A 17637-nucleotide genomic window follows, 5' to 3' on the forward strand; every position below is an offset into this window, starting at 1 on the left:
CCCGCCCTCCCCGAGACGCGCAGAAGGCCCCGACCTGGGGGCCGGGGCCTTCTGACGTGGGGACGGAGGGAGCGGCATCGGGGGGACAAGCCGCTCCCCCCGATGAGGACGGACCTGCCAGTCCGGGCCGCAGTCAGGGGGGAAGCTTGCGGCTCGGACCCCGCAGTGAGGTCCTGTCCCTCCACCCTCCGGTTTCCTGCCAGAACCGGGGGGCTCGTCAACAATCCTGCTCCTGTCACACCCCGAGAAGCGGCGGCAAAGGGCCTGGACCGCCAGGTCATTGGTCCTTAAAGGTCTGGTGAGGTCCATTACCAGACCCGATAGACTCACGCGACTTCGCAGGGCGCGGCAGGGGAGGCCGAATCGATCATGGACACCAAGAAGATCATCTTGGGGGCCCTCGTCGTTTTCGTGCTGTACACGATCATCACCCAGCCGGCCAAAGCCGCCGATTTCGTCCAAATAGGCTTCCAGGGCATCTCGGACGCCGCCCAGGGCATCGGCGAGTTCATGACCGAACTGGTGCGCTGAACCCGTACGCTGAAGCGGTTTCCGGACTTCGGGCCCCCCATCCGACGGGTGGGGGGCCTTTCCGCGTCCCCCCTTCCCGATATGTCCAACTTGCCCTCAACACGGCGATATACGGTGCTTGCACACAGTGCACATCTCTTGTGATGCTATGACCGCTTTTGATCGATGAGTGGACATGAAGGGGTGGCGTGACCGTGTCGGCCAGTACTGCGCCTCAGGTGCCGCCCCAGCAGGACGAGCCCCCCGCCCGGGAGCGGACCCAGAGCCGGGGCGCCGACACCAGGGCCCTCACCCAGGTGCTCTTCGGGCAGCTGAAGTGCCTGGAACCGGGCAGTTCCGAGCACCACCGGGTGCGCGGCGCCCTCATCGAGGCGAACCTGCCGCTCGTCCGGTACGCGGCCGCCCGCTTCCGCAGCCGCAACGAGCCGATGGAGGACGTGGTCCAGGTCGGCACCATCGGCCTGATCAACGCCATCGACCGGTTCGACCCGGACCGGGGCGTGCAGTTCCCCACCTTCGCGATGCCGACCGTCGTCGGCGAGATCAAGCGGTACTTCCGGGACAACGTCCGCACCGTGCACGTGCCGCGCCGGCTCCACGAGCTGTGGGTCCAGGTCAACGCGGCCACCGAGGACCTCACCACGGCCCACGGACGCACCCCCACGACCCCGGAGATCGCCGAACGGCTGCGGATCACCGAGGAGGAGGTGCTGTCCTGCATCGAGGCGGGACGCTCGTACCACGCCACCTCCCTGGAGGCCGCCCAGGAGGGCGACGGGCTGCCCGGACTGCTGGACCGGCTGGGGTACGAGGACCCCGAGCTGGCCGGCGTGGAGCACCGGGACCTCGTACGGCACCTGCTCGTCCAGCTGCCGGAGCGCGAGCAGCGGATCCTTCTCCTGCGCTACTACAACAACCTGACGCAGTCCCAGATCAGCGCGGAGCTCGGCGTCTCGCAGATGCACGTGTCCCGGCTGCTCGCCCGGAGCTTCGCCCGGCTCAGATCCGCAAACCGGATCGAAGCGTAATCAGAACGGGTGGAGATCGCGGGGCGCCTTTCCCGACAGTTCCGGCACACACCCCTTTGTTGCTGCACAGATATGTCGACTTGGCGCTACAGCGTGTTGCCGACATGTGACATTCTGCTGGAACCGCGTTTGCCGCAGCCCCGCCTCCGGTATTCAGGTGGAGGCTGCGTTCCTCCGACGGGCGCGCCGTACGCGACCGTCCGCGACCTCAAGGGGGTGGCATGTCCGCAGAACAGGGCAGCTCCAAGGTGCTTACGCTCGTCAAGAGCGAGGCTCCTGCCGTGCTCGACCGCTCGGAAGCCATCGACACCCGCACCCTCTCCCGCTCCCTGTTCCTGAGGCTCTCCGTTCTCGACGCGGACAGCCCCGAAAGGGCCTACGTACGCGACACCCTGATCGAGCTGAACCTCCCGCTGGTCCGGTACGCCGCGGCCCGCTTCCGCAGCCGGAACGAGCCGATGGAGGACATCGTCCAGGTCGGCACGATCGGCCTGATCAAGGCCATCGACCGCTTCGACTGCGAACGCGGCGTGGAGTTCCCCACGTTCGCGATGCCGACCGTCGTGGGCGAGATCAAGCGCTTCTTCCGCGACACCTCCTGGTCGGTCCGCGTCCCGCGGCGGCTCCAGGAGCTGCGCCTGGCCCTGACCAAGGCGAGCGACGAGCTGGCCCAGAAGCTGGACCGCTCGCCGACTGTGACCGAACTGGCCGCCGTGCTCGGGGTGTCGGAGGAGGAGGTCGTCGACGGCCTCGCGGTGGGGAACGCGTACACCGCGTCCTCGCTGGACTCGCCGTCGCCCGAGGACGACGGCGGCGAGGGCTCGCTGGCCGACCGCCTGGGGTACGAGGACACGGCGCTGGAGGGCGTCGAGTACCGCGAGTCGCTGAAGCCGCTGCTGGCCAAACTCCCGCCCCGGGAGCGGCAGATCATCATGCTGCGGTTCTTCGCCAACATGACGCAGTCGCAGATCGGCGAGGAGGTCGGGATCTCGCAGATGCACGTCTCCCGGCTGCTGACCCGGACGCTGGCGCAGCTGCGGCAGGGGCTGATCGGGGACTGACCCCGCCCGACCCCGTCCGCGCGCTTCACAATTGACGGCCCGTCAGCAACACTGGCGCGATGTCCGCGATGTCGAAGGCCTGGATGACCGGCCGCCGGGGCGCTCTGCTCGCCTCGGCGGCCGTGCTGTGCGCGGCGCTGGCCGGCTGCGGCTCCGAGGGGCATACGGGGTACGTCGCCCTGTCCGACGCCGCGGGGGCGTCCGTACCGGTGGCGCCGAGGGGGAAGGTGGAGTTCCAGCCGCTGCCCGGTGCGCCGGGGCCGTCGGCCTCCGCCCCGGCCTCCGTTCCGCCGGGCCCGGCGGGGACCTCGGGCGGGGCGGCAGGCACGGGACGGCCCGGCGGGGCCGGCTCGTCCGGCGGTACGGGCGGCGGCTCGTCCGGCGGCGCGACGGGCGGCGGGAGCGGTGGTACGGGTGGGAGCGGCGGTACGAGCGGGGGCGGCGCGGGGGACCCGGGCGGCTCCGGGGGCTCCGGCGGGAGCGGTGGTACGGGCGGCCCGGGAGGGTCCGGCGGCTCCGGCGGCTCGGGCACCGGCGGAGGGTCCGGCGGCTCGGGCAGCTCCGGCGGCACGAGCGGCACGGGTGGCTCCGGGGGCGGGAGCTCCGGGGGCGGCACGGGCGGCGGCACCGGCGGGAGCACCGGCGGCAGCACCGACCCGGCCAGCCCGGCCAGGCTCACCCTCGGCGCGCCGGAGCGCTCGGCGGCGGAGGACCGGTGGTGCGAGAACGTCACCGTCGTCTTCCGCAACAGCGGCGGCACGGCGGTGCGTTCGGGCACGGTGACCTTCTACACGCACATCATCGGCGCGCTCGGCGTGGACTGGGCCACGATCGAGACGCAGCAGCCGGTGCCGGCTCCGGTCGCGGCCCGGTCCTCGAAGGAGAAGACCTACCTGGTCTGCGTGGAGGCCTGGCGGGTGCCGCTCGGCATGCACGTCGAGACCCGGGACGTGACCGCGACCTGGGCATGACGGGGACCGGGGGCGCCGGGCGCCCCCGGGGCCTCACGCGAAGGCGAGCCAGGCCACTCCCGCCAGCACCGCGATGACGGCGACGACACCGATGATCAGGCCCACGCGGGGGCCCGAGGAGCCCTGCACGGCGGCGGCCGGACGGTGCGGCTCACCCTCGTCGACGAACGCGCGGAACATCTGGGTGCTGCCCGCCGGGTCGTAGTGGGCGTCGGGGCCCTGAGCGTTGTGTGACATGGGCAAGGACCCTAGCGAACCGGAACCGCCCCGCCCAAGCCCGTCCCGGGCCAACCTTTCCGATCCCTTTACCGCTTCCTCACCAGATTCGTTTGCCTGTAGCAACCAACAGATCCTATGGTTGCTCTAAGCAACAAGATGGGGGGAGCCGCCCTATGGCCACCCGGCCCCGGTACGAGGAACTGGCCCGCCAGCTGTCCGCAATCGGCGCGGTCAAACGCGGGCTCGCCCGCACCCTCCCCTTCGACTGCCCGCCCGGTTCCGCCGCCGTCCTCACCGTGCTCGACCGGCACGGTGACATGCGGCTGAGCCGGATGTCCGAGCTGCTGGGTGTCGACATGTCGGTCACCAGCCGCCATGTGGCCCACACCGCCGAGCACGGCTGGCTCGACCGGCTGCCCGACCCCGCGGACGGGCGCTGCCGCATCCTGCGGCTCACCCCGGCCGGCCGCGAACTGCTGGGCGTGCTGTCCGCGCGGGCCTCGGCCGCCCTGGAGAGCGCCCTGGCGGACTGGTCCGACGACGAGGTCGACCTACTCAACACCCTGCTGGCCCGGCTGCGGTCGAGCTTCTGAGACACGAGAGAAGGAAACCCAAGAGCATGGCGACAACCACGTCCCCGGACGTGCGGGGAGGCCAGTCCGACGCCACCGCACCCGCGATGACCCATCCGCAGATCATGAAGGCGCTGTCCGGGCTGATGCTCGGCATGTTCGTGGCGATCCTGTCCTCCACGATCGTCTCCAACGCCCTCCCGCAGATCATCAGCGAACTCGGCGGCACCCAGTCCTCCTACACCTGGGTGGTCACGGCCGCGCTGCTCTCCATGACGGCCGCGACCCCCCTCTGGGGCAAGCTCGCCGACCTCTTCAGCAAGAAGCTGCTGGTCCAGATATCCCTGGTGATCTACGTGCTGGGCTCGGTCGTCGCCGGCCTGTCGCAGAACACCGGCACCCTGATCGCCTGCCGCGTGGTCCAGGGCATCGGCGTCGGCGGCCTCTCCGCCCTCGCGCAGATCGTGATGGCCGCGATGATCTCGCCGCGCGAGCGCGGCCGCTACAGCGGCTACCTCGGTGCCGTGTTCGCCGTCGCCACGGTCGGCGGCCCGCTGCTCGGCGGCGTCATCACCGACACCGAGTGGCTGGGCTGGCGCTGGTGCTTCTACGTCGGCGTGCCCTTCGCCGTGATCGCCCTGGTGGTGCTCCAGAAGACCCTCCGGCTGCCGGTCGTGCGGCGGGACGTCAAGGTCGACTGGGCCGGCGCCTTCTTCGTCTCGGCCGCCGTCTCGCTGCTGCTGATCTGGGTCACGCAGGCCGGGGACTCGTACGACTGGCTGTCCTGGCAGACGTACGTCATGACCGGCGGCGCCGTGCTGCTGGGCCTGGTGTTCGTGCTCGTCGAGTCCCGCGCGAGCGAGCCGATCATCCCCCTGCGGCTCTTCCGCAACAAGACCATCGCGCTGGCGTCGGCCGCCTCGCTGTTCGTGGGCGTCGCGATGTTCTCGGGAACGGTGTTCTTCAGCCAGTTCTTCCAGCTCGCCCGGAACGAGTCGCCGACCATGTCCGGCATCCTCACCATCCCGATGATCGGCGGACTCTTCGTCTCCTCCACGGTCTCCGGCCAGGTCATCACCAAGACCGGCCGGTGGAAGGCGTGGCTGGTCTCCGGCGGTGTGCTGCTGACCGCCGGCCTGGGGCTGCTCGGCACGATCCGGTACGACACGGAGTACTGGCTGATCGCGGTCTTCATGGCCCTGACCGGCCTCGGCCTGGGCATGATGATGCAGAACCTGGTGCTGGCCACCCAGAACCAGGTGGCGCCCGAGGACCTGGGCGCCGCCAGCTCCGTCGTCACCTTCTTCCGCTCCCTCGGCGGCGCGATCGGCGTCTCCGCGCTGGGTGCCGTGATGGCCAACAGGGTCACGCACTACGTCAAGGAGGGCCTGGCGGAGCTGGGCCCCAAGGGCGCGGCCCTCGGCCACGGCGGCACCGCCGGCGGCGGGATCCCCGACCTGGACAAGCTGCCCGCACCCTTCCGGGAGATCGTCGAAGGGGCGTACGGCCACGGCGTGGCGGACGTGTTCCTGTACGCGGCACCGATGGCCCTGATCGGCCTGGTGCTCTGCGTCTTCATCAGGGAAGTGGCGCTGAAGTCGAAGGCCGCCGCGCCGGACCAGGCGGCTCCGGCCGAATAACACCCCTCCAGGGGACGGGTATTGACCATGGAGTCGGCAGGCCTGAATCCTGTCCTGGTCATGGGGGAAGCGACACCGGACGGGGGTGTCCAGGTGGAATTCACGATCGTCGGCACGGGCCCTGAGGACGAGGCGGAACTGCAGTCCCTGCTGAAGTGGCTCAACCAGGATCCCGAGCTGCGGGGCAGGACCACGATCCGGCTCGTGGAGGGGGAGCCCGACCCGGAGGCCATGGGCGGCACGCTGGAGGCCGTGCACGTGATCATCAACGACGCGGTCGCGGTCGCCGGCCTGGCGGTCTCGGTCGCCACCTGGCTGGCCTCGCGCTCACGGCAGCGCCCGCGCACGATCCGGCGGGAGGGCGGGGACGGCGTGCTGGCCCCGGACGCCTCGCCGGAAGAGGTCCGGGCGGTGCTGGAGGAGGGGGCGCGCCCCGAGGAGGCGCGGTGAGCTCCCTCCTCCCGCGCCCGGAGCGCTCCCAGGCCGTACTGGTCGGCGGCTCGCAGTACGAGTTCCACCCGGACATCGAGTCCGTCGACCGGAACCTCGACGCGCTGTGCAGGATCCTGACCGACCCCGCCTACTGGGGGCTGCCGCAGGAGAACTGCCACGTCATCCGGAACCCCGAGCGGGCCGACGACGTGATGACCGTGCTGGAGACCGCGGCCGAACGGGCCACCGACGCGCTGATCTTCTACTTCGCCGGGCACGGCCTCTCCGACGAGGGCGGGCTGTACCTGGCCCTGAAGAACACCCGCAAGCCGCGGTTCGCGGCCCGCTACGACTCGGTGCACTACGAGTGGGTGCGCAGCGCCATGCTCCAGGGCGACTCCCCCGCCACCCGGCGGATCGTCATCCTCGACTGCTGCTACAGCGGCCAGGCGGCCGACGAGCAGATGGGCGTGGTGATGGGCGACGAGAACACCGACGTCCACGGCACGGTCGTGTGGGCCGCCACCACGCCGACCCGGCTGGCGGTGGCCCCGCGCGAGGCCACGTACACCGCCTTCACCGGCGAGCTGGTGCACACCCTGCACAGCGGCATCGAGGGCGGCGCCGAGGTGCTCGACATGGACACCATCTTCCGGCGGGTCAGCCGGAGCCTGGTCGCCAAGGGCTATCCGCAGCCGGACCAGCACAACCGGGCCCTCGGCGGACAACTGGCCCTGGTCCGCAACCGCGCGCTCGACGGGCCGGCCGGCGACCGCGGCGGGAGCCTGCCGGGCGCTCCGGTGCCGGCGCTCGTCCGGGGGCGGGAGCGGGCGTTCGCGCCCTTCGGCAGCAGCGCCTCCTGGGAGCCCTTCACCTGGGGGCCGCTCCAGACCGACCTGCTGATCGTCGAGGGCGACGGCGAGAGCGTGATCCCGGAGGACTCGGTCCACGTACGCACCATCGACGAGGACGTCGAGCTGCCCGACGACCTGTACGCGGTGCGGGCCCGGATCGAGGCCGAGCAGGACGCGAAGCGGCTGGCGGGCGAGCAGTACTTCTGGAACGGGCTCAACTACGCGGTCGACCGCGTCACGATCGGGCGGATCGCGGAGTCCGAGGCTCCGGAGATCTACATCCAGCTGCTGAACTCCGACTACTACAACTTCCAGGCCACGCAGCAGCTCGACGAGGTGCTCCCGGACGGCCTGACGGTCCGGGCCAAGTACGTCGACCCGTACGACCCGCTGGACGTGCCGGCCTTCATGGGTTCGTCCTTCGGCACGAACGTCGCGGTGATCACGCGGGACGAGAAGCTGATCGTCTCCCGGCGCAGCAACATGGTCGGCTCGCACCCGGGCACCTGGAACTCCTCGGCGAACGAGGCGCTGTCGCGGGTGGTGGACAACTCGGCCCGGCAGGCGCCGAACATCTTCAACGTGGCGCGGCGCGGGCTCAGCGAGGAGCTGGCGCTGAGCCCCGACGAGTACCGGCTGAACATGCTGGCGCTGACCATCGACAAGGGCACGCACCAGTGGGGCGCGCTGTTCATGGCACGGCTGCGGCGGGTGACGTCGGACGAGTTCATCGCCCGCCGGTCGCGCGGGGTCTCGGACAAGTGGGAGCACGACCGGCACGAGCTGGTCGACTTCGAGATCGATCCGGTGACGCGGTTCATCTTCGACGAGGAGCGGACGGGGCTGTGGTCCCCGACCGCTCCGGGGCTCTTCTACCTGGCGCTGGTGAACAAGTACGGGAAGGTCGCCGTGGAGCGGGAGAGCGCGCGGGTGCTCCAGCGGATCCGGCGGGCCTGAGGGCGGTGCTCCAGCGGATCCGGCGGGCCTGAGGGCCGGTCCGCCCCGCCCCGGCCGGTCAGGCAGGTCTCGCGTGCGCCTCGATGCCCGCGACCAGCAGGTCGAGGGCGAACTGGAAGTCGCCCTCCGGGACCTGACGGACCGTGCCGCAGCCGTGCAGGAACCGGCTGACCGCGAGGTGCGCGCCGGACCGCCGCGGCGCGGCCAGCCCGGTCGCGCCGAGCAGCCGCATCAGCGCGGTGTCGAAGGCACGGGCGTGCGGCCCGATGTTGGGGTACTCGGCCGACAGGGCCGGCAGCCAGGGGTGCACGGCCAGCAGGCGGCGGTACCCACAGGCGAGCGCCCGCAGCCGGTCGGACCAGCTGCGGGCGCTCGGGGCGGGGCTTGCGGGGGACCCGGGCTCGGGGGGCAGGGCGAGCTCGCCGAGGGCGGCGTCCAGGGCCAGTTCGAGCAGGTCGTCCTTGGTGTCGACGTACCAGTACAGGGACATCGCGGTGACCCCCAGCTCGGCGGCAAGGCGGCGCATGGAGAACCCCGCGAGGCCCTCCGCGTCGAGCAGCCGGACGGAGGCCGCCGTGATCTTCTCGCGGTCCAGCCCGGTGGGCTGCTCGCTGCGGCGTCTGGTGCCGGCGGCTGGTCTGGACGCCAGCCACACGCTGGTGCGGTCGGCCGCGGTCACCATGGGGCACCCTCCGTCCTGCGGGTCACCCGGACCCGTCCGGGGAGGACCGGCCCGGCCCGGAATGCCCGGTCCGCCCGTCTTGATGCTAGAGGGTGCCCCTGGTGAAGGGGCGGCTTTCGGGTGGGGCCCGGGTGCCGTCAGGCCTTCGGGGACGTCAGGTCGTAGAAGGTGGCGCCGCCGATGGTGACCTGGGTGAAGTTCTCGGTCACCCAGGTACTGACGGAGCTGCTGACGGAGCTGCCGGGGCCGCCGCCTCCGGGGCCCCCGCCCATGCCGCCGCCCATCCCGCCGCCGGCGATGAAGTAGTGGATGCGGCCGTCCTCGACGTACTTCCTGAACTGCTCCAGGGTCGGGGAGGGGTCGCTGCCGTTGAAGCCGCCGATGGCCATCACCGGCTTCTCGGTGGCGAGCTGGTAGCTCGCCGCGTTCTGGGAGCCGATCGCGGCCGCGACCCAGGTGTAGGTGCCGGCGTCCTTGCTCAGCGCCGCCTTGGCCGCGGCGCTGACGTTCGCGCCGTTGAGCAGGCCGCCCATGCCGCCGCCCCGGCCGCCGGCGCTGCGTGGTTCTCCGGTGCCGGGGAAGGTGCCGGTGGGGCCGGTGGTGTTGCCGGTGCCGGTGGGGGGCTGGCCCATCGGGAGGCCGCCCTGGGGGCCACTCTGGTTCCGGCCGCCCTGGTTCATGCCGGGGGGCATGGCGCCCGTGCCGCCGCCGGGGAACTGGTTCTGGCCCTGGCCCTGCGGACCGCCCCGGAAGTTCGGCGGCATGCCGAAGCGCCCGTCGTCGCCGCGCGGGCCGCCGAAGCCGCCGGGACCGCCCCGGCCGCCGGCCACCGCCGGGCCCGCGGTCACGATGGAGCCGGTGTGCCCGGTGTTCACGGTGGTCAGGGTGTACGCCAGCGGGCCCGCCAGCGCCACCGCCAGGCCCAGCGCGCCGGCGGCCAGGCCGGTGCGGCGCAGCAGCAGACCGGCCGCCGCGATGGCGCCGCCCGCCAGGACGGCCCAGCGCAGCCACGGCAGGTAGTCGGAGGAGCGGCCGAGGAGCACGTACGACCATCCGGCGGTCAGCAGGACGGTGCCGGCCAGCGTCAGCCGGGCGGCCAGGGCGCCCCGCTCCTCCCACAGCACGCTCGTGCCCATCGCGACGAGCGCCGCGACGTACGGGGCCAGCGCGACGGTGTAGTACTCGTGGAAGATCCCCTGCATGAAGCTGAACACGGCCAGGGTGATCAGCAGCGCCCCGCCCCAGGCCAGGAAGGCCGCACGGGCCATGGAGTCGAGCGCGTCGGTGGCCCGCCTGGCCCGCCAGGTCACCACCAGGCCGGCCACCAGCAGCACCAGGGCCGCCGGGAGCAGCCAGGAGATCTGGCCGCCGATGTTGGCGGAGAAGAGCCGGTCGATGCCGGTCTCGCCCCAGCCGCCGCCCTGACCACCGCCACGGCCGCCACCGCCGACGCTGCCGGTCTCGTTGCCGTTGATCCGGCCCAGGCCGTTGTAGCCGAAGGTCAGCTCCAGGAAGGAGTTGTTCTGCGAGCCGCCGATGTACGGGCGGGACGACGCCGGCCAGAGTTCCACGATCGCGACCCACCAGCCGCCCGCGGCCACCATCGCCAGGCCGGCCAGCGCCAGCTGCACCAGCCTGCGCCGGAGCCGGGTGGGCGCGCAGACGGCGTAGAGCACGGCGAGCGGCGGCAGGATCACGAAGGCCTGCAGGGTCTTGGCGAGGAAGGCGGCACCGAGCGCGACGCCCGCCCAGACCAGCCACTTCGTGTACGCGCCCTCCAGCGCCCGCAGCACGCAGTGGACGGCGACCGCCATCAGCAGCGTGAGCAGGGCGTCGGGGTTGTTGAAGCGGAACATCAGGGCTGCCACCGGCGTCAGCGCGAAGACCGCGCCCGCGAGCAGCCCGGCCGCCGGCCCGAACTGCCGCTTCACGGAGGCGTACAGGACACCCACGGTGCCGACGGCCATCAGGACCTGCGGGAGGAGGATCTGCCAGGAACCGAGGCCGAAGAGCCGTACCGACAGGGCCATCGGCCACAGGGCGGCCGGGGGCTTGTCCACGGTGATGGAGTTCGCGGCGTCGGAGGAGCCGAAGAAGAAGGCCTTCCAGCTCTCGCTGCCGGCCTGGACGGCGGCCGAGTAGAAGGAGTTGGCGTAGCCGGAGGATCCGAGGTTCCAGAGGTAGAGCGCGGCGGTGGCCAGCAGGAGCGCGGCCAGAGCCGGCCGCTGCCAGCGGGCCCGCGCGGCCGCCGGGGCGGCCCGGACGGGCAGGGGTGCGGTGAGCACTGCGGTCATCGGATCGAGTCCTTCGCGTCGGTGGTGCGGCGCTCCGGGAAGACCCAGGCGCGGAAGAGCAGGAACCGCAGGACCGTCGCGGCGAGGTTCGCCGTGATGAGGACGGCCAGTTCGGTGCCGTGGGCGGGAGTGCTGGTGGCGGCGCCGAGGGCGGCGAGCGAGCCGCTGGTGAGGGCCAGGCCGATGCCGAACACGACGAGTCCCTGGGCCTGGTGGCGTACGGCGCGTTCCCGGCCGCGGACGCCGAAGGTGAGGCGGCGGTTGGCGGCCGTGTTGCCGACGGCCGAGAGCAGCAGGGCCGCCGCGTTGGCGGCCTGCGGGTCCAGGGCGCCTCGGAAGGCGGTGTACAGCAGCAGGTACGCCAGCGTGCTCAGGGCCCCGACCACGCAGAAGCCCACGAGCTGCCGGGCCAGCCCGCGCGGTACGCCTTCCAGCGCCCGGTCGCGGGGGTCGTCCCCGAAGGGCCGCGCGAGGCGGTCCAGCGGCAGCGCGCCGACGGCCAGGGCCCGGCCCACCCGCCAGACGCCCTTCAGGTCCTCGGTCGCGGTCCGCACGATGTGGACGGTGGAGTCGGGGTCGTCGACCCAGTCGACCGGGACCTCGTGGATCCGCAGCCCGGCGCGTTCCGCCAGGACCAGCATCTCGGTGTCGAAGAACCAGCCGGAGTCCTCGACCAGCGGCAGCAGCCGCTCGGCGACCTCGCGCCGGATGGCCTTGAAGCCGCACTGGGCGTCGCTGAAGCGGGCGGCGAGCGAGGAGCGCAGGATCAGGTTGTAGGCCCGGGAGATGAACTCCCGCTTCGGGCCGCGCACCACGCGCGACGAGGCCGCCAGCCGGGTGCCGATCGCGAGGTCGGAGTGACCCGAGATCAGCGGGGCGACGAGCGGGAGCAGGGCGTTGAGGTCCGTGGAGAGGTCGACGTCCATGTAGGCCAGCACGGGGGCCTCGGACTGCGACCAGACGGTGCGCAGCGCCCGGCCGCGGCCCTTCTCCTCCAGACGGTGGACGCGGACGCCGGGGACCGTCGCGGCGAGGCGGGCGGCGACCTCCGGGGTGCTGTCCGTGCTCGCGTTGTCGGCGATGGTGATCCGGAAGGCGTACGGGAAGGTGTTCGCCAGGTGTTCGTGGAGCCGGCGGACGCTCGGCCCGAGGTCCCGCTCCTCGTTGTACACCGGTATCACCACGTCCAGGACGGGCGCGCCCAGCAGGTGGGCGGGCAGGTGGCGCCGGGCCGGAAGGGTGCCGGGGGAGAGGGCCGCTGCGGCCGCTTCGGTTCGCATGGTCCGACCCTCGCCGGACCCGCTGTCACCCCTGTGTGGTGAGACTGTGGCCCGCCTGTGAGTACGGACGGGAGTCCGCGGCCGGCAGCCGCACCTGGAAGCGGGTCCGGCCCGGCTCGCTCTGCACGTCGACCCTGCCCCCGTGTGCCGAGACCACGGCCTGCACGATGGCGAGCCCCAGGCCGGTGGACCCGGCCTGGCGGGACCGGGAGGCGTCACCGCGCGCGAAGCGCTCGAAGACGTGGGGGAGCAGGTCGGGCGGGATGCCGGGACCGTTGTCCTCGATCTCCAGGAGCACGACGGGAGTCCGGGTGGATGTTTCACGTGAAACAGTCGTTTCACGTGAAACACGGGCCAGGACGGTGGTGTTGGGGGGCGTGTGCGTCCGGGCGTTGGCGAGCAGGTTGACCAGCACCTGCTGGATCCGGGCCGCGTCCGCCCGTACTCCGGCCGGTTCGTCCGGGAGTTCCAGGCGCCAGCGATGCTCCGGGCCGGCCGCACGGGCGTCGCTGACGGCGTCCAGGACCAGGGGGACGAGGTCGGTGTCCGCCTGCTGGAGCGGACGCCCCGCGTCGAGCCGTGCGAGCAGCAGCAGGTCCTCGACCAGTCCGGTCATGCGGGTGGCCTCCGACTCGATGCGCCCGAGCGCGTGCCGGGTGTCCGGGCCGACCTCCTCGCGGCCGCGGCGGGTGAGTTCGGCGTAACCGCGGATGGAGGCCAGGGGGGTGCGCAGCTCGTGGGAGGCGTCGGCGACGAACTGGCGTACCCGGGTCTCGCTCTCCTGACGGGCCGCGAGGGCCGAACCGACGTGGCCCAGCATCCTGTTGAGGGCGGCGCCGACCTGCCCCACTTCGGTGCGCGGGTCCGCCTCGGCGGCCGGGACCCGCTCGTGGAGGGCCACCTCGCCGCGGTGCAGGGGGAGTTCGGAGACCCGGGTGGCGGTGGTCGCGACCCGGCGCAGCGGGCGCAGGGCGACCGCGACGAGGGCCTGGCCGGCGAGTCCGGCCGCGAGGAGACCGGCGGCCGTGACGCACACCTCGACCACGATGAGCGTGGTGACGGTGGACTGGACGCCGGAGAGCGGGAAGCCGAGCACGAAGCTGCCGTCCGCGGCGGTCAGTACCCGGTAGTCGCCCAGTCCGGGGAGGCGGACCGTGGCCGCGTGGGTGGCGGCCGGATCCGCCGCCTCCCCGAGCGCATCGGCCTGGGCCCGGGTGAGGGACACGAGGCCGCCGGGTCCCCGGGACACGCTGCGGCCGTCCTCGGTGACCGTTCCATCCGTCCCCAGGCGGGCGCCCACGGCGTCCAGGGGGCTGCCGGGGGCGAAGACGAAACGGAGCGGGGGCCGGGCCGGGTCACGGTCGCGGGCCGACATCTCCACGGCGGTCCGCAGCTGCTCGTCGAGCCGGCCCTCCAGGTAGGTGCGCAGGGCGAGGGTGGTGACCGTGCCGATGGCCGCGCCGACCACGGCGATGAGGGCCACGGCGGAGACCACCAGCCGGGTCCGCAGGGACCAGGGCCCCCGGGCGCGCAGCGGCCAGGGCCGCCGGGTACGTGCGGCCCGGCGGCCCTGTGACGTGCGGGAACGGGGGTGCGCGGCCACTACTCCCCCGGCTTGATCAGATAGCCGGCCCCGCGCCTGGTGTGGATCATGGGCGTGCGTCCGGTCTCCAGCTTGCGCCGCAGGTAGGAGATGTACAGCTCGACCACGTTGGCCTGGCCGCCGAAGTCGTACGACCACACCCGGTCCAGGATCTGCGCCTTGCTCAGCACGCGCCTCGGGTTGCGCATCAGGTAGCGCAGCAGCTCGAACTCGGTGGCGGTCAGGTGGATCTCGTCCCCGCCCCGGGTCACCTCGTGGCTGTCCTCGTCCAGCGTGAGGTCCCCGACGACCAGCACGGACTCGCTGCGGGCCGCAGCCGCCGCGCCCGAGCGCCGGACCAGGCCGCGCAGCCGGGCCACGACCTCCTCCAGGCTGAAGGGCTTGGTCACGTAGTCGTCGCCGCCGGCGGTCAGGCCCGCGATGCGGTCCTCGACCGCGTCCTTGGCGGTCAGGAAGAGCACCGGCACGTGCGGCAGCTCGCGGCGCAGCCTGCCGAGCACCGTCAGACCGTCCATGTCCGGCAGCATGATGTCCAGGACCACCACGTCGGGCCGGAACGCGCGGGCCGCACGCACCGCACCCGCGCCGTCCCCGGCGCTGCGCACGTCGCAGCCCTCGTAGCGCAGGGCCATGGAGAGCAGCTCGGAGAGCGCGGCCTCGTCGTCGACGACGAGGACCCTGCAGGGCCCGCCGTCGGGGCGGACGAGCTGCGTGGCGCGGGACGCGGACGTGGTGTGAGTGGTCGCCGTCATGGTGCCCAGGCTGGCCGGGGCCGCTGAGAGCCCTCTTGCGCCAGTCTGTGAATTTCCTGAGAAAGGCCTCAGCAGCCTCCCGGTTCCGCCAGGCCGAAGAGGCGGGCGCCGTTGTCGTGGCAGACGGCGCGCAGCCAGTCGTCCCCGAGCCCGAGGCGCTCCAGGGCCTCCAGCTGGTGCTCGTACGGGTAGGGGATGTTGGGGAAGTCGGTGCCGAGCAGGATCCTGTCCCCCAGGCCGGCCAGCCGGTCCCGCGCTCCGGGCGGGAAGGCCGCGAGCCGCTCGGCGAAGTCGGTGAAGGCCATGGTGGTGTCCAGCCGGACCTCGGGGTACGCCCCGGCGAGGGCGAGGAAGTCCTCGTACTCCGGCATGCCCAGGTGCGCGATGACCAGGGGCAGCCGCGGGTGGCGGGCGAGCAGCCGGGCGACCGGCTCGGGCCCGGTGTGCTTGCCCGGGGCCGGGCCGGAACCGCAGTGGATCACCACGGGCAGGCCGGCCTCGGCGAGCAGGCCCCAGACGGGGTCCAGCAGGTCGTCGTTGGGGTCGTAGCCGCCGACCTGGAGGTGCGCCTTGAAGACCCGGGCGCCCTGCTCCACGGCCGCCCGCACGTACGCCGCCGCCCCGGCCTCCGGGAAGAAGGTCGCGGTGTGCAGGCAGTCGGGGGTCCGGGCGGCGAACCCGGCGGCCCAGGAGTTCAGCCAGGCGGCCATGTCCGGCTTGTGCGGGTAGAGCATGGAGGTGAAGGCGCGCACCCCGAACCGGCGCAGGAGCGCGACGCGTTCGTCCTCCTCGTGGCGGTAGGTGATGGGCCACTCGACGCCGGTCAGCGGCCCGGCCGAGTCGAAGTAGTCCCAGACCTTGGCCAGCACCCGCTCGGGCATGAAGTGCGTGTGGACGTCGACCAGGCCGGGGATCCCGAGGCGCTCCCGGAACCGGCGCACCGCCTCGGCGGTGGCCCCGGCCGTGTCGACCGCGGTGCCGCCGGCCGCGCCGTCGGCCGGGACCCGCGTGCCGGCCCCGGACGGAGCGTGCGCCGGCTCAGCGCTCCCGCACAAAGCCGTGGCTCCGCTCGACCGTGCCGACGTGCAGGGTGTAGCTCTCGTACCACTCGTCGCGGCCGCGCTTCTGCGCCTGCCGGTGCTCCAGGTCCGTGCGCCACTGCCGCAGCGCCTGCTCGTCGCGGAAGTACCCGACGGTGATGCTCAGGCCGCCGGGCGTGTGGGCGTTCTCGTGGCCGAGGTAGCCGGGTATGGACCTGACCAGCTCATCCATCCGGGTCGAGGTCTCGGCGTAGCCGGCGGGCTCCTGGGTGCGGACCGAGGTGAACACGGCCATCAGGTAGGGGGGTTCGAAGGCGGGAAGCGGCTGGATGCTCATGCCGACCACCTTCCGGTGCGGAAGATCCCGGTGTCCACGGTCGCCGCCCGAAGGGATCCAAGATTTGACCTTGCCGCTCAGAACAGCCCCTCCTGCTCTTCCGGCGGCTCCTTCGCCTCCTCGGCGGGCCGCACCGGTACGGACGTCCGCGCGCCCTCCCCGGCGGCGGCCAGCGCCCAGCCGCTGAGCAGCCGCGTGTCCACGACGAGCCCGTCCGCGAGGTGCAGGTCCGGCCCGGCGGCTCCCGCCAGGAAGCCGGCGACCGCTCCGCCCGGCACCAGCCCCGCCACGACACCGGTGGGCCGCGGGAGCCCGTCGAGTCCGAACGCGGCGGTGTGATCCGCCACTTCGCAGGGCAGCCGCTCCAGGGTCTCGGCCCAGCCGGGCAGCGCGGTGGCCCGCCCGTGCAGGACGGCGACCTCGGCCGCCCGCTCGGCGAAGGGCGGCAGCACCGCCCGTACCGCCCGCTTGCGCGCATACGGGATCCGGTCCGGCACCCCGAGCGCCGCCCGCAGCAGCTCCTCCGTGCGCCGGGCCGCCATCAGCGGGCCGCGCCCGAGCCAGGTGTACGCGACGGCCCCCTGCTCCAGCAGCCGGGCGGCGCCCCGCTCCTCCGCGGTGATCCCGACCTTGGTCATCCCGGGGCCGAACCAGGCCAGGTAGACGCGGTACGTCCGCGGGTCCGCGGCATTCGTGTCCGCCGCCACCGAGAAGGACCGGTCCAGCCGTGCGCACTCGGTGCACTGGTCGCGCCCCGCGCCCGCCGGGATCTCCCGCGCGCCCGGGCAGGGCGTCCACCGGCCGGCCCGCCGGACCCCCACGCAGCGCCGGGCGCCCTCGGCGGTGAAGGCCAGCCGCCGTCCGGCGGCGAGCGGGCTCTCGCGGCTGCCGCGCCCCGGGGCCGCCCAGGTCAGGGCCGGTCCGGCAGCCGTCCAGCGCATCCCGGTGCACCACCACATGCGGATCCCTCTCCCGCCGACCGTCAGGGCCCAGGGCGCCACGGGACGCCCCGAATCCCCCCTCCACGCCGAGGAAACGACAGAGGGCCCCGGACTTTCGTCCGGGGCCCTCTGGCTGGTGCACTCGGCAGGATTCGAACCTGCAACCTTCTGATCCGTAGTCAGATGCTCTATCCGTTAAGCTACGAGTGCTTGTGCTTCCCGGGGTTTTTCGCCCCGTTGGCCTTGCGAGAACAACAATACATGGACCTCGCCGGGACGCGAAATCCGTTATCCAAACCGCCCCTGACCTGCGAAAACGCCAAACCGGAGGTCTGTCGGGGCGGGCCGGGCCCTGCCGCTGCGGAGGCGCGGGAGGGCGGCCGCCGCGAGGGCCGGCGCGACGGGTCGGGCCGCGGGGGGCTCGTGGGGGTAGTGCGCGCGGG

General features: G+C 72.8%; 17 protein-coding genes and 1 tRNA gene. 8 read left to right on the forward strand and 10 right to left on the reverse strand.

Going from position 1 to position 17637, the window contains the following annotated elements:
• Positions 1-369 precede the first annotated feature (369 nt).
• The 4 genes from ACIQUR_RS24980 to ACIQUR_RS24995 all read left to right on the forward strand — a co-directional run bounded on the left by ACIQUR_RS24980 (position 370) and on the right by ACIQUR_RS24995 (position 3591).
• Positions 370-531, forward strand: coding sequence for a hypothetical protein (locus tag ACIQUR_RS24980; RefSeq protein ID WP_403668189.1), 162 nt, complete (start codon positions 370-372; stop codon positions 529-531).
• Positions 532-725: 194 nt separating this feature from the next.
• On the forward strand, positions 726-1559 hold the full coding sequence (locus ACIQUR_RS24985) for an RNA polymerase sigma factor SigF (protein WP_403668191.1): 834 nt from the start codon (positions 726-728) through the stop codon (positions 1557-1559).
• 221 nt (positions 1560-1780) lie between these two features.
• Positions 1781-2620: an RNA polymerase sigma factor SigF gene (locus tag ACIQUR_RS24990; RefSeq protein WP_399944415.1), complete on the forward strand. Its 840-nt coding sequence runs from the start codon at positions 1781-1783 to the stop codon at positions 2618-2620.
• A 59-nt stretch (positions 2621-2679) separates the two neighbouring features.
• Positions 2680-3591 (forward strand): hypothetical protein, encoded by a 912-nt coding sequence (locus ACIQUR_RS24995; protein WP_403668194.1) that lies wholly within the window; start codon positions 2680-2682, stop codon positions 3589-3591.
• 33 nt (positions 3592-3624) lie between these two features.
• Here ACIQUR_RS24995 and ACIQUR_RS25000 read toward each other — a convergent pair whose 3' ends face one another.
• Positions 3625-3828, reverse strand: coding sequence for a hypothetical protein (locus ACIQUR_RS25000; protein WP_403668197.1), 204 nt, complete (start codon positions 3826-3828; stop codon positions 3625-3627).
• Positions 3829-3983: 155 nt separating this feature from the next.
• On the opposite strand from ACIQUR_RS25000, the gene ACIQUR_RS25005 reads away from it, so the two are divergent.
• From ACIQUR_RS25005 to ACIQUR_RS25020, 4 genes are all read left to right on the forward strand, one after another.
• Entirely contained in the window at positions 3984-4403 is a 420-nt protein-coding gene (locus ACIQUR_RS25005) for a MarR family winged helix-turn-helix transcriptional regulator (RefSeq protein WP_403668200.1), read from the forward strand.
• Between the two features lie 26 nt (positions 4404-4429).
• Positions 4430-6022 carry an MDR family MFS transporter gene (locus ACIQUR_RS25010; protein ID WP_403668203.1) on the forward strand — a complete coding sequence of 531 codons (1593 nt, stop codon included), beginning with the start codon at positions 4430-4432 and terminating at the stop codon, positions 6020-6022.
• Between the two features lie 93 nt (positions 6023-6115).
• Positions 6116-6472, forward strand: a complete 357-nt coding sequence (locus ACIQUR_RS25015) for a hypothetical protein (RefSeq protein ID WP_403668206.1) — start codon at positions 6116-6118, stop codon at positions 6470-6472.
• Complete coding sequence (locus ACIQUR_RS25020) at positions 6469-8265, forward strand: caspase domain-containing protein (protein WP_403668209.1); 1797 nt, start codon at positions 6469-6471, stop codon at positions 8263-8265. Before ACIQUR_RS25015 ends, ACIQUR_RS25020 begins: the two co-directional genes overlap by 4 nt.
• Before the next feature lie 58 nt (positions 8266-8323).
• Here ACIQUR_RS25020 and ACIQUR_RS25025 read toward each other — a convergent pair whose 3' ends face one another.
• From ACIQUR_RS25025 to ACIQUR_RS25065, 9 genes are all read right to left on the reverse strand, one after another.
• Positions 8324-8947, reverse strand: a complete 624-nt coding sequence (locus ACIQUR_RS25025; RefSeq protein ID WP_403668212.1) for a TetR/AcrR family transcriptional regulator — start codon at positions 8945-8947, stop codon at positions 8324-8326.
• Positions 8948-9084: 137 nt separating this feature from the next.
• Complete coding sequence (locus ACIQUR_RS25030) at positions 9085-11241, reverse strand: ArnT family glycosyltransferase (RefSeq protein WP_403668214.1); 2157 nt, start codon at positions 11239-11241, stop codon at positions 9085-9087.
• A complete protein-coding gene (locus tag ACIQUR_RS25035; protein WP_403668217.1) occupies positions 11238-12521 on the reverse strand; it encodes a glycosyltransferase in 1284 nt (427 codons plus the stop codon). Before ACIQUR_RS25035 ends, ACIQUR_RS25030 begins: the two co-directional genes overlap by 4 nt.
• 25 nt (positions 12522-12546) lie before the next feature.
• Positions 12547-14124 (reverse strand): sensor histidine kinase, encoded by a 1578-nt coding sequence (locus ACIQUR_RS25040; RefSeq protein WP_403668220.1) that lies wholly within the window; start codon positions 14122-14124, stop codon positions 12547-12549.
• The gene (locus ACIQUR_RS25045) at positions 14124-14876 is read right to left on the reverse strand and encodes a response regulator transcription factor (protein ID WP_403668223.1); all 753 of its coding nucleotides are present in this window, start codon (positions 14874-14876) and stop codon (positions 14124-14126) included. Before ACIQUR_RS25045 ends, ACIQUR_RS25040 begins: the two co-directional genes overlap by 1 nt.
• A gap of 68 nt (positions 14877-14944) precedes the next feature.
• Complete coding sequence (locus ACIQUR_RS25050; protein ID WP_403668555.1) at positions 14945-15817, reverse strand: amidohydrolase family protein; 873 nt, start codon at positions 15815-15817, stop codon at positions 14945-14947.
• A gap of 97 nt (positions 15818-15914) precedes the next feature.
• Positions 15915-16253: an antibiotic biosynthesis monooxygenase family protein gene (locus tag ACIQUR_RS25055; protein ID WP_403668226.1), complete on the reverse strand. Its 339-nt coding sequence runs from the start codon at positions 16251-16253 to the stop codon at positions 15915-15917.
• A 77-nt stretch (positions 16254-16330) separates the two neighbouring features.
• Positions 16331-17194 carry a DUF2797 domain-containing protein gene (locus ACIQUR_RS25060; RefSeq protein WP_403668229.1) on the reverse strand — a complete coding sequence of 288 codons (864 nt, stop codon included), beginning with the start codon at positions 17192-17194 and terminating at the stop codon, positions 16331-16333.
• A gap of 134 nt (positions 17195-17328) precedes the next feature.
• A tRNA-Arg gene (locus tag ACIQUR_RS25065) sits at positions 17329-17404 on the reverse strand.
• Between the last annotated feature and the right edge of the window lie 233 nt (positions 17405-17637).

It is taken from the genome of Streptomyces sp. NPDC101132 (assembly GCF_044759225.1).
Taxonomy (GTDB): domain Bacteria; phylum Actinomycetota; class Actinomycetes; order Streptomycetales; family Streptomycetaceae; genus Streptomyces.

Bases quoted from the DNA above. Each gene is read 5' to 3' on its own strand.
- ACIQUR_RS24980 (WP_403668189.1), top strand. From the start codon at position 370: ATGGACACCAAGAAGATCATCTTGGGGGCCCTCGTCGTTTTCGTGCTG.
- ACIQUR_RS24990 (WP_399944415.1), top strand. From the start codon at position 1,781: ATGTCCGCAGAACAGGGCAGCTCCAAGGTGCTTACGCTCGTCAAGAGC.
- ACIQUR_RS24995 (WP_403668194.1), top strand. From the start codon at position 2,680: ATGTCCGCGATGTCGAAGGCCTGGATGACCGGCCGCCGGGGCGCTCTG.
- ACIQUR_RS25000 (WP_403668197.1), bottom strand. From the start codon at position 3,828: ATGTCACACAACGCTCAGGGCCCCGACGCCCACTACGACCCGGCGGGC.
- ACIQUR_RS25005 (WP_403668200.1), top strand. From the start codon at position 3,984: ATGGCCACCCGGCCCCGGTACGAGGAACTGGCCCGCCAGCTGTCCGCA.
- ACIQUR_RS25010 (WP_403668203.1), top strand. From the start codon at position 4,430: ATGGCGACAACCACGTCCCCGGACGTGCGGGGAGGCCAGTCCGACGCC.
- ACIQUR_RS25025 (WP_403668212.1), bottom strand. From the start codon at position 8,947: ATGGTGACCGCGGCCGACCGCACCAGCGTGTGGCTGGCGTCCAGACCA.
- ACIQUR_RS25030 (WP_403668214.1), bottom strand. From the start codon at position 11,241: ATGACCGCAGTGCTCACCGCACCCCTGCCCGTCCGGGCCGCCCCGGCG.
- ACIQUR_RS25035 (WP_403668217.1), bottom strand. From the start codon at position 12,521: ATGCGAACCGAAGCGGCCGCAGCGGCCCTCTCCCCCGGCACCCTTCCG.
- ACIQUR_RS25045 (WP_403668223.1), bottom strand. From the start codon at position 14,876: ATGACGGCGACCACTCACACCACGTCCGCGTCCCGCGCCACGCAGCTC.
- ACIQUR_RS25055 (WP_403668226.1), bottom strand. From the start codon at position 16,253: ATGAGCATCCAGCCGCTTCCCGCCTTCGAACCCCCCTACCTGATGGCC.
- ACIQUR_RS25060 (WP_403668229.1), bottom strand. From the start codon at position 17,194: ATGCGCTGGACGGCTGCCGGACCGGCCCTGACCTGGGCGGCCCCGGGG.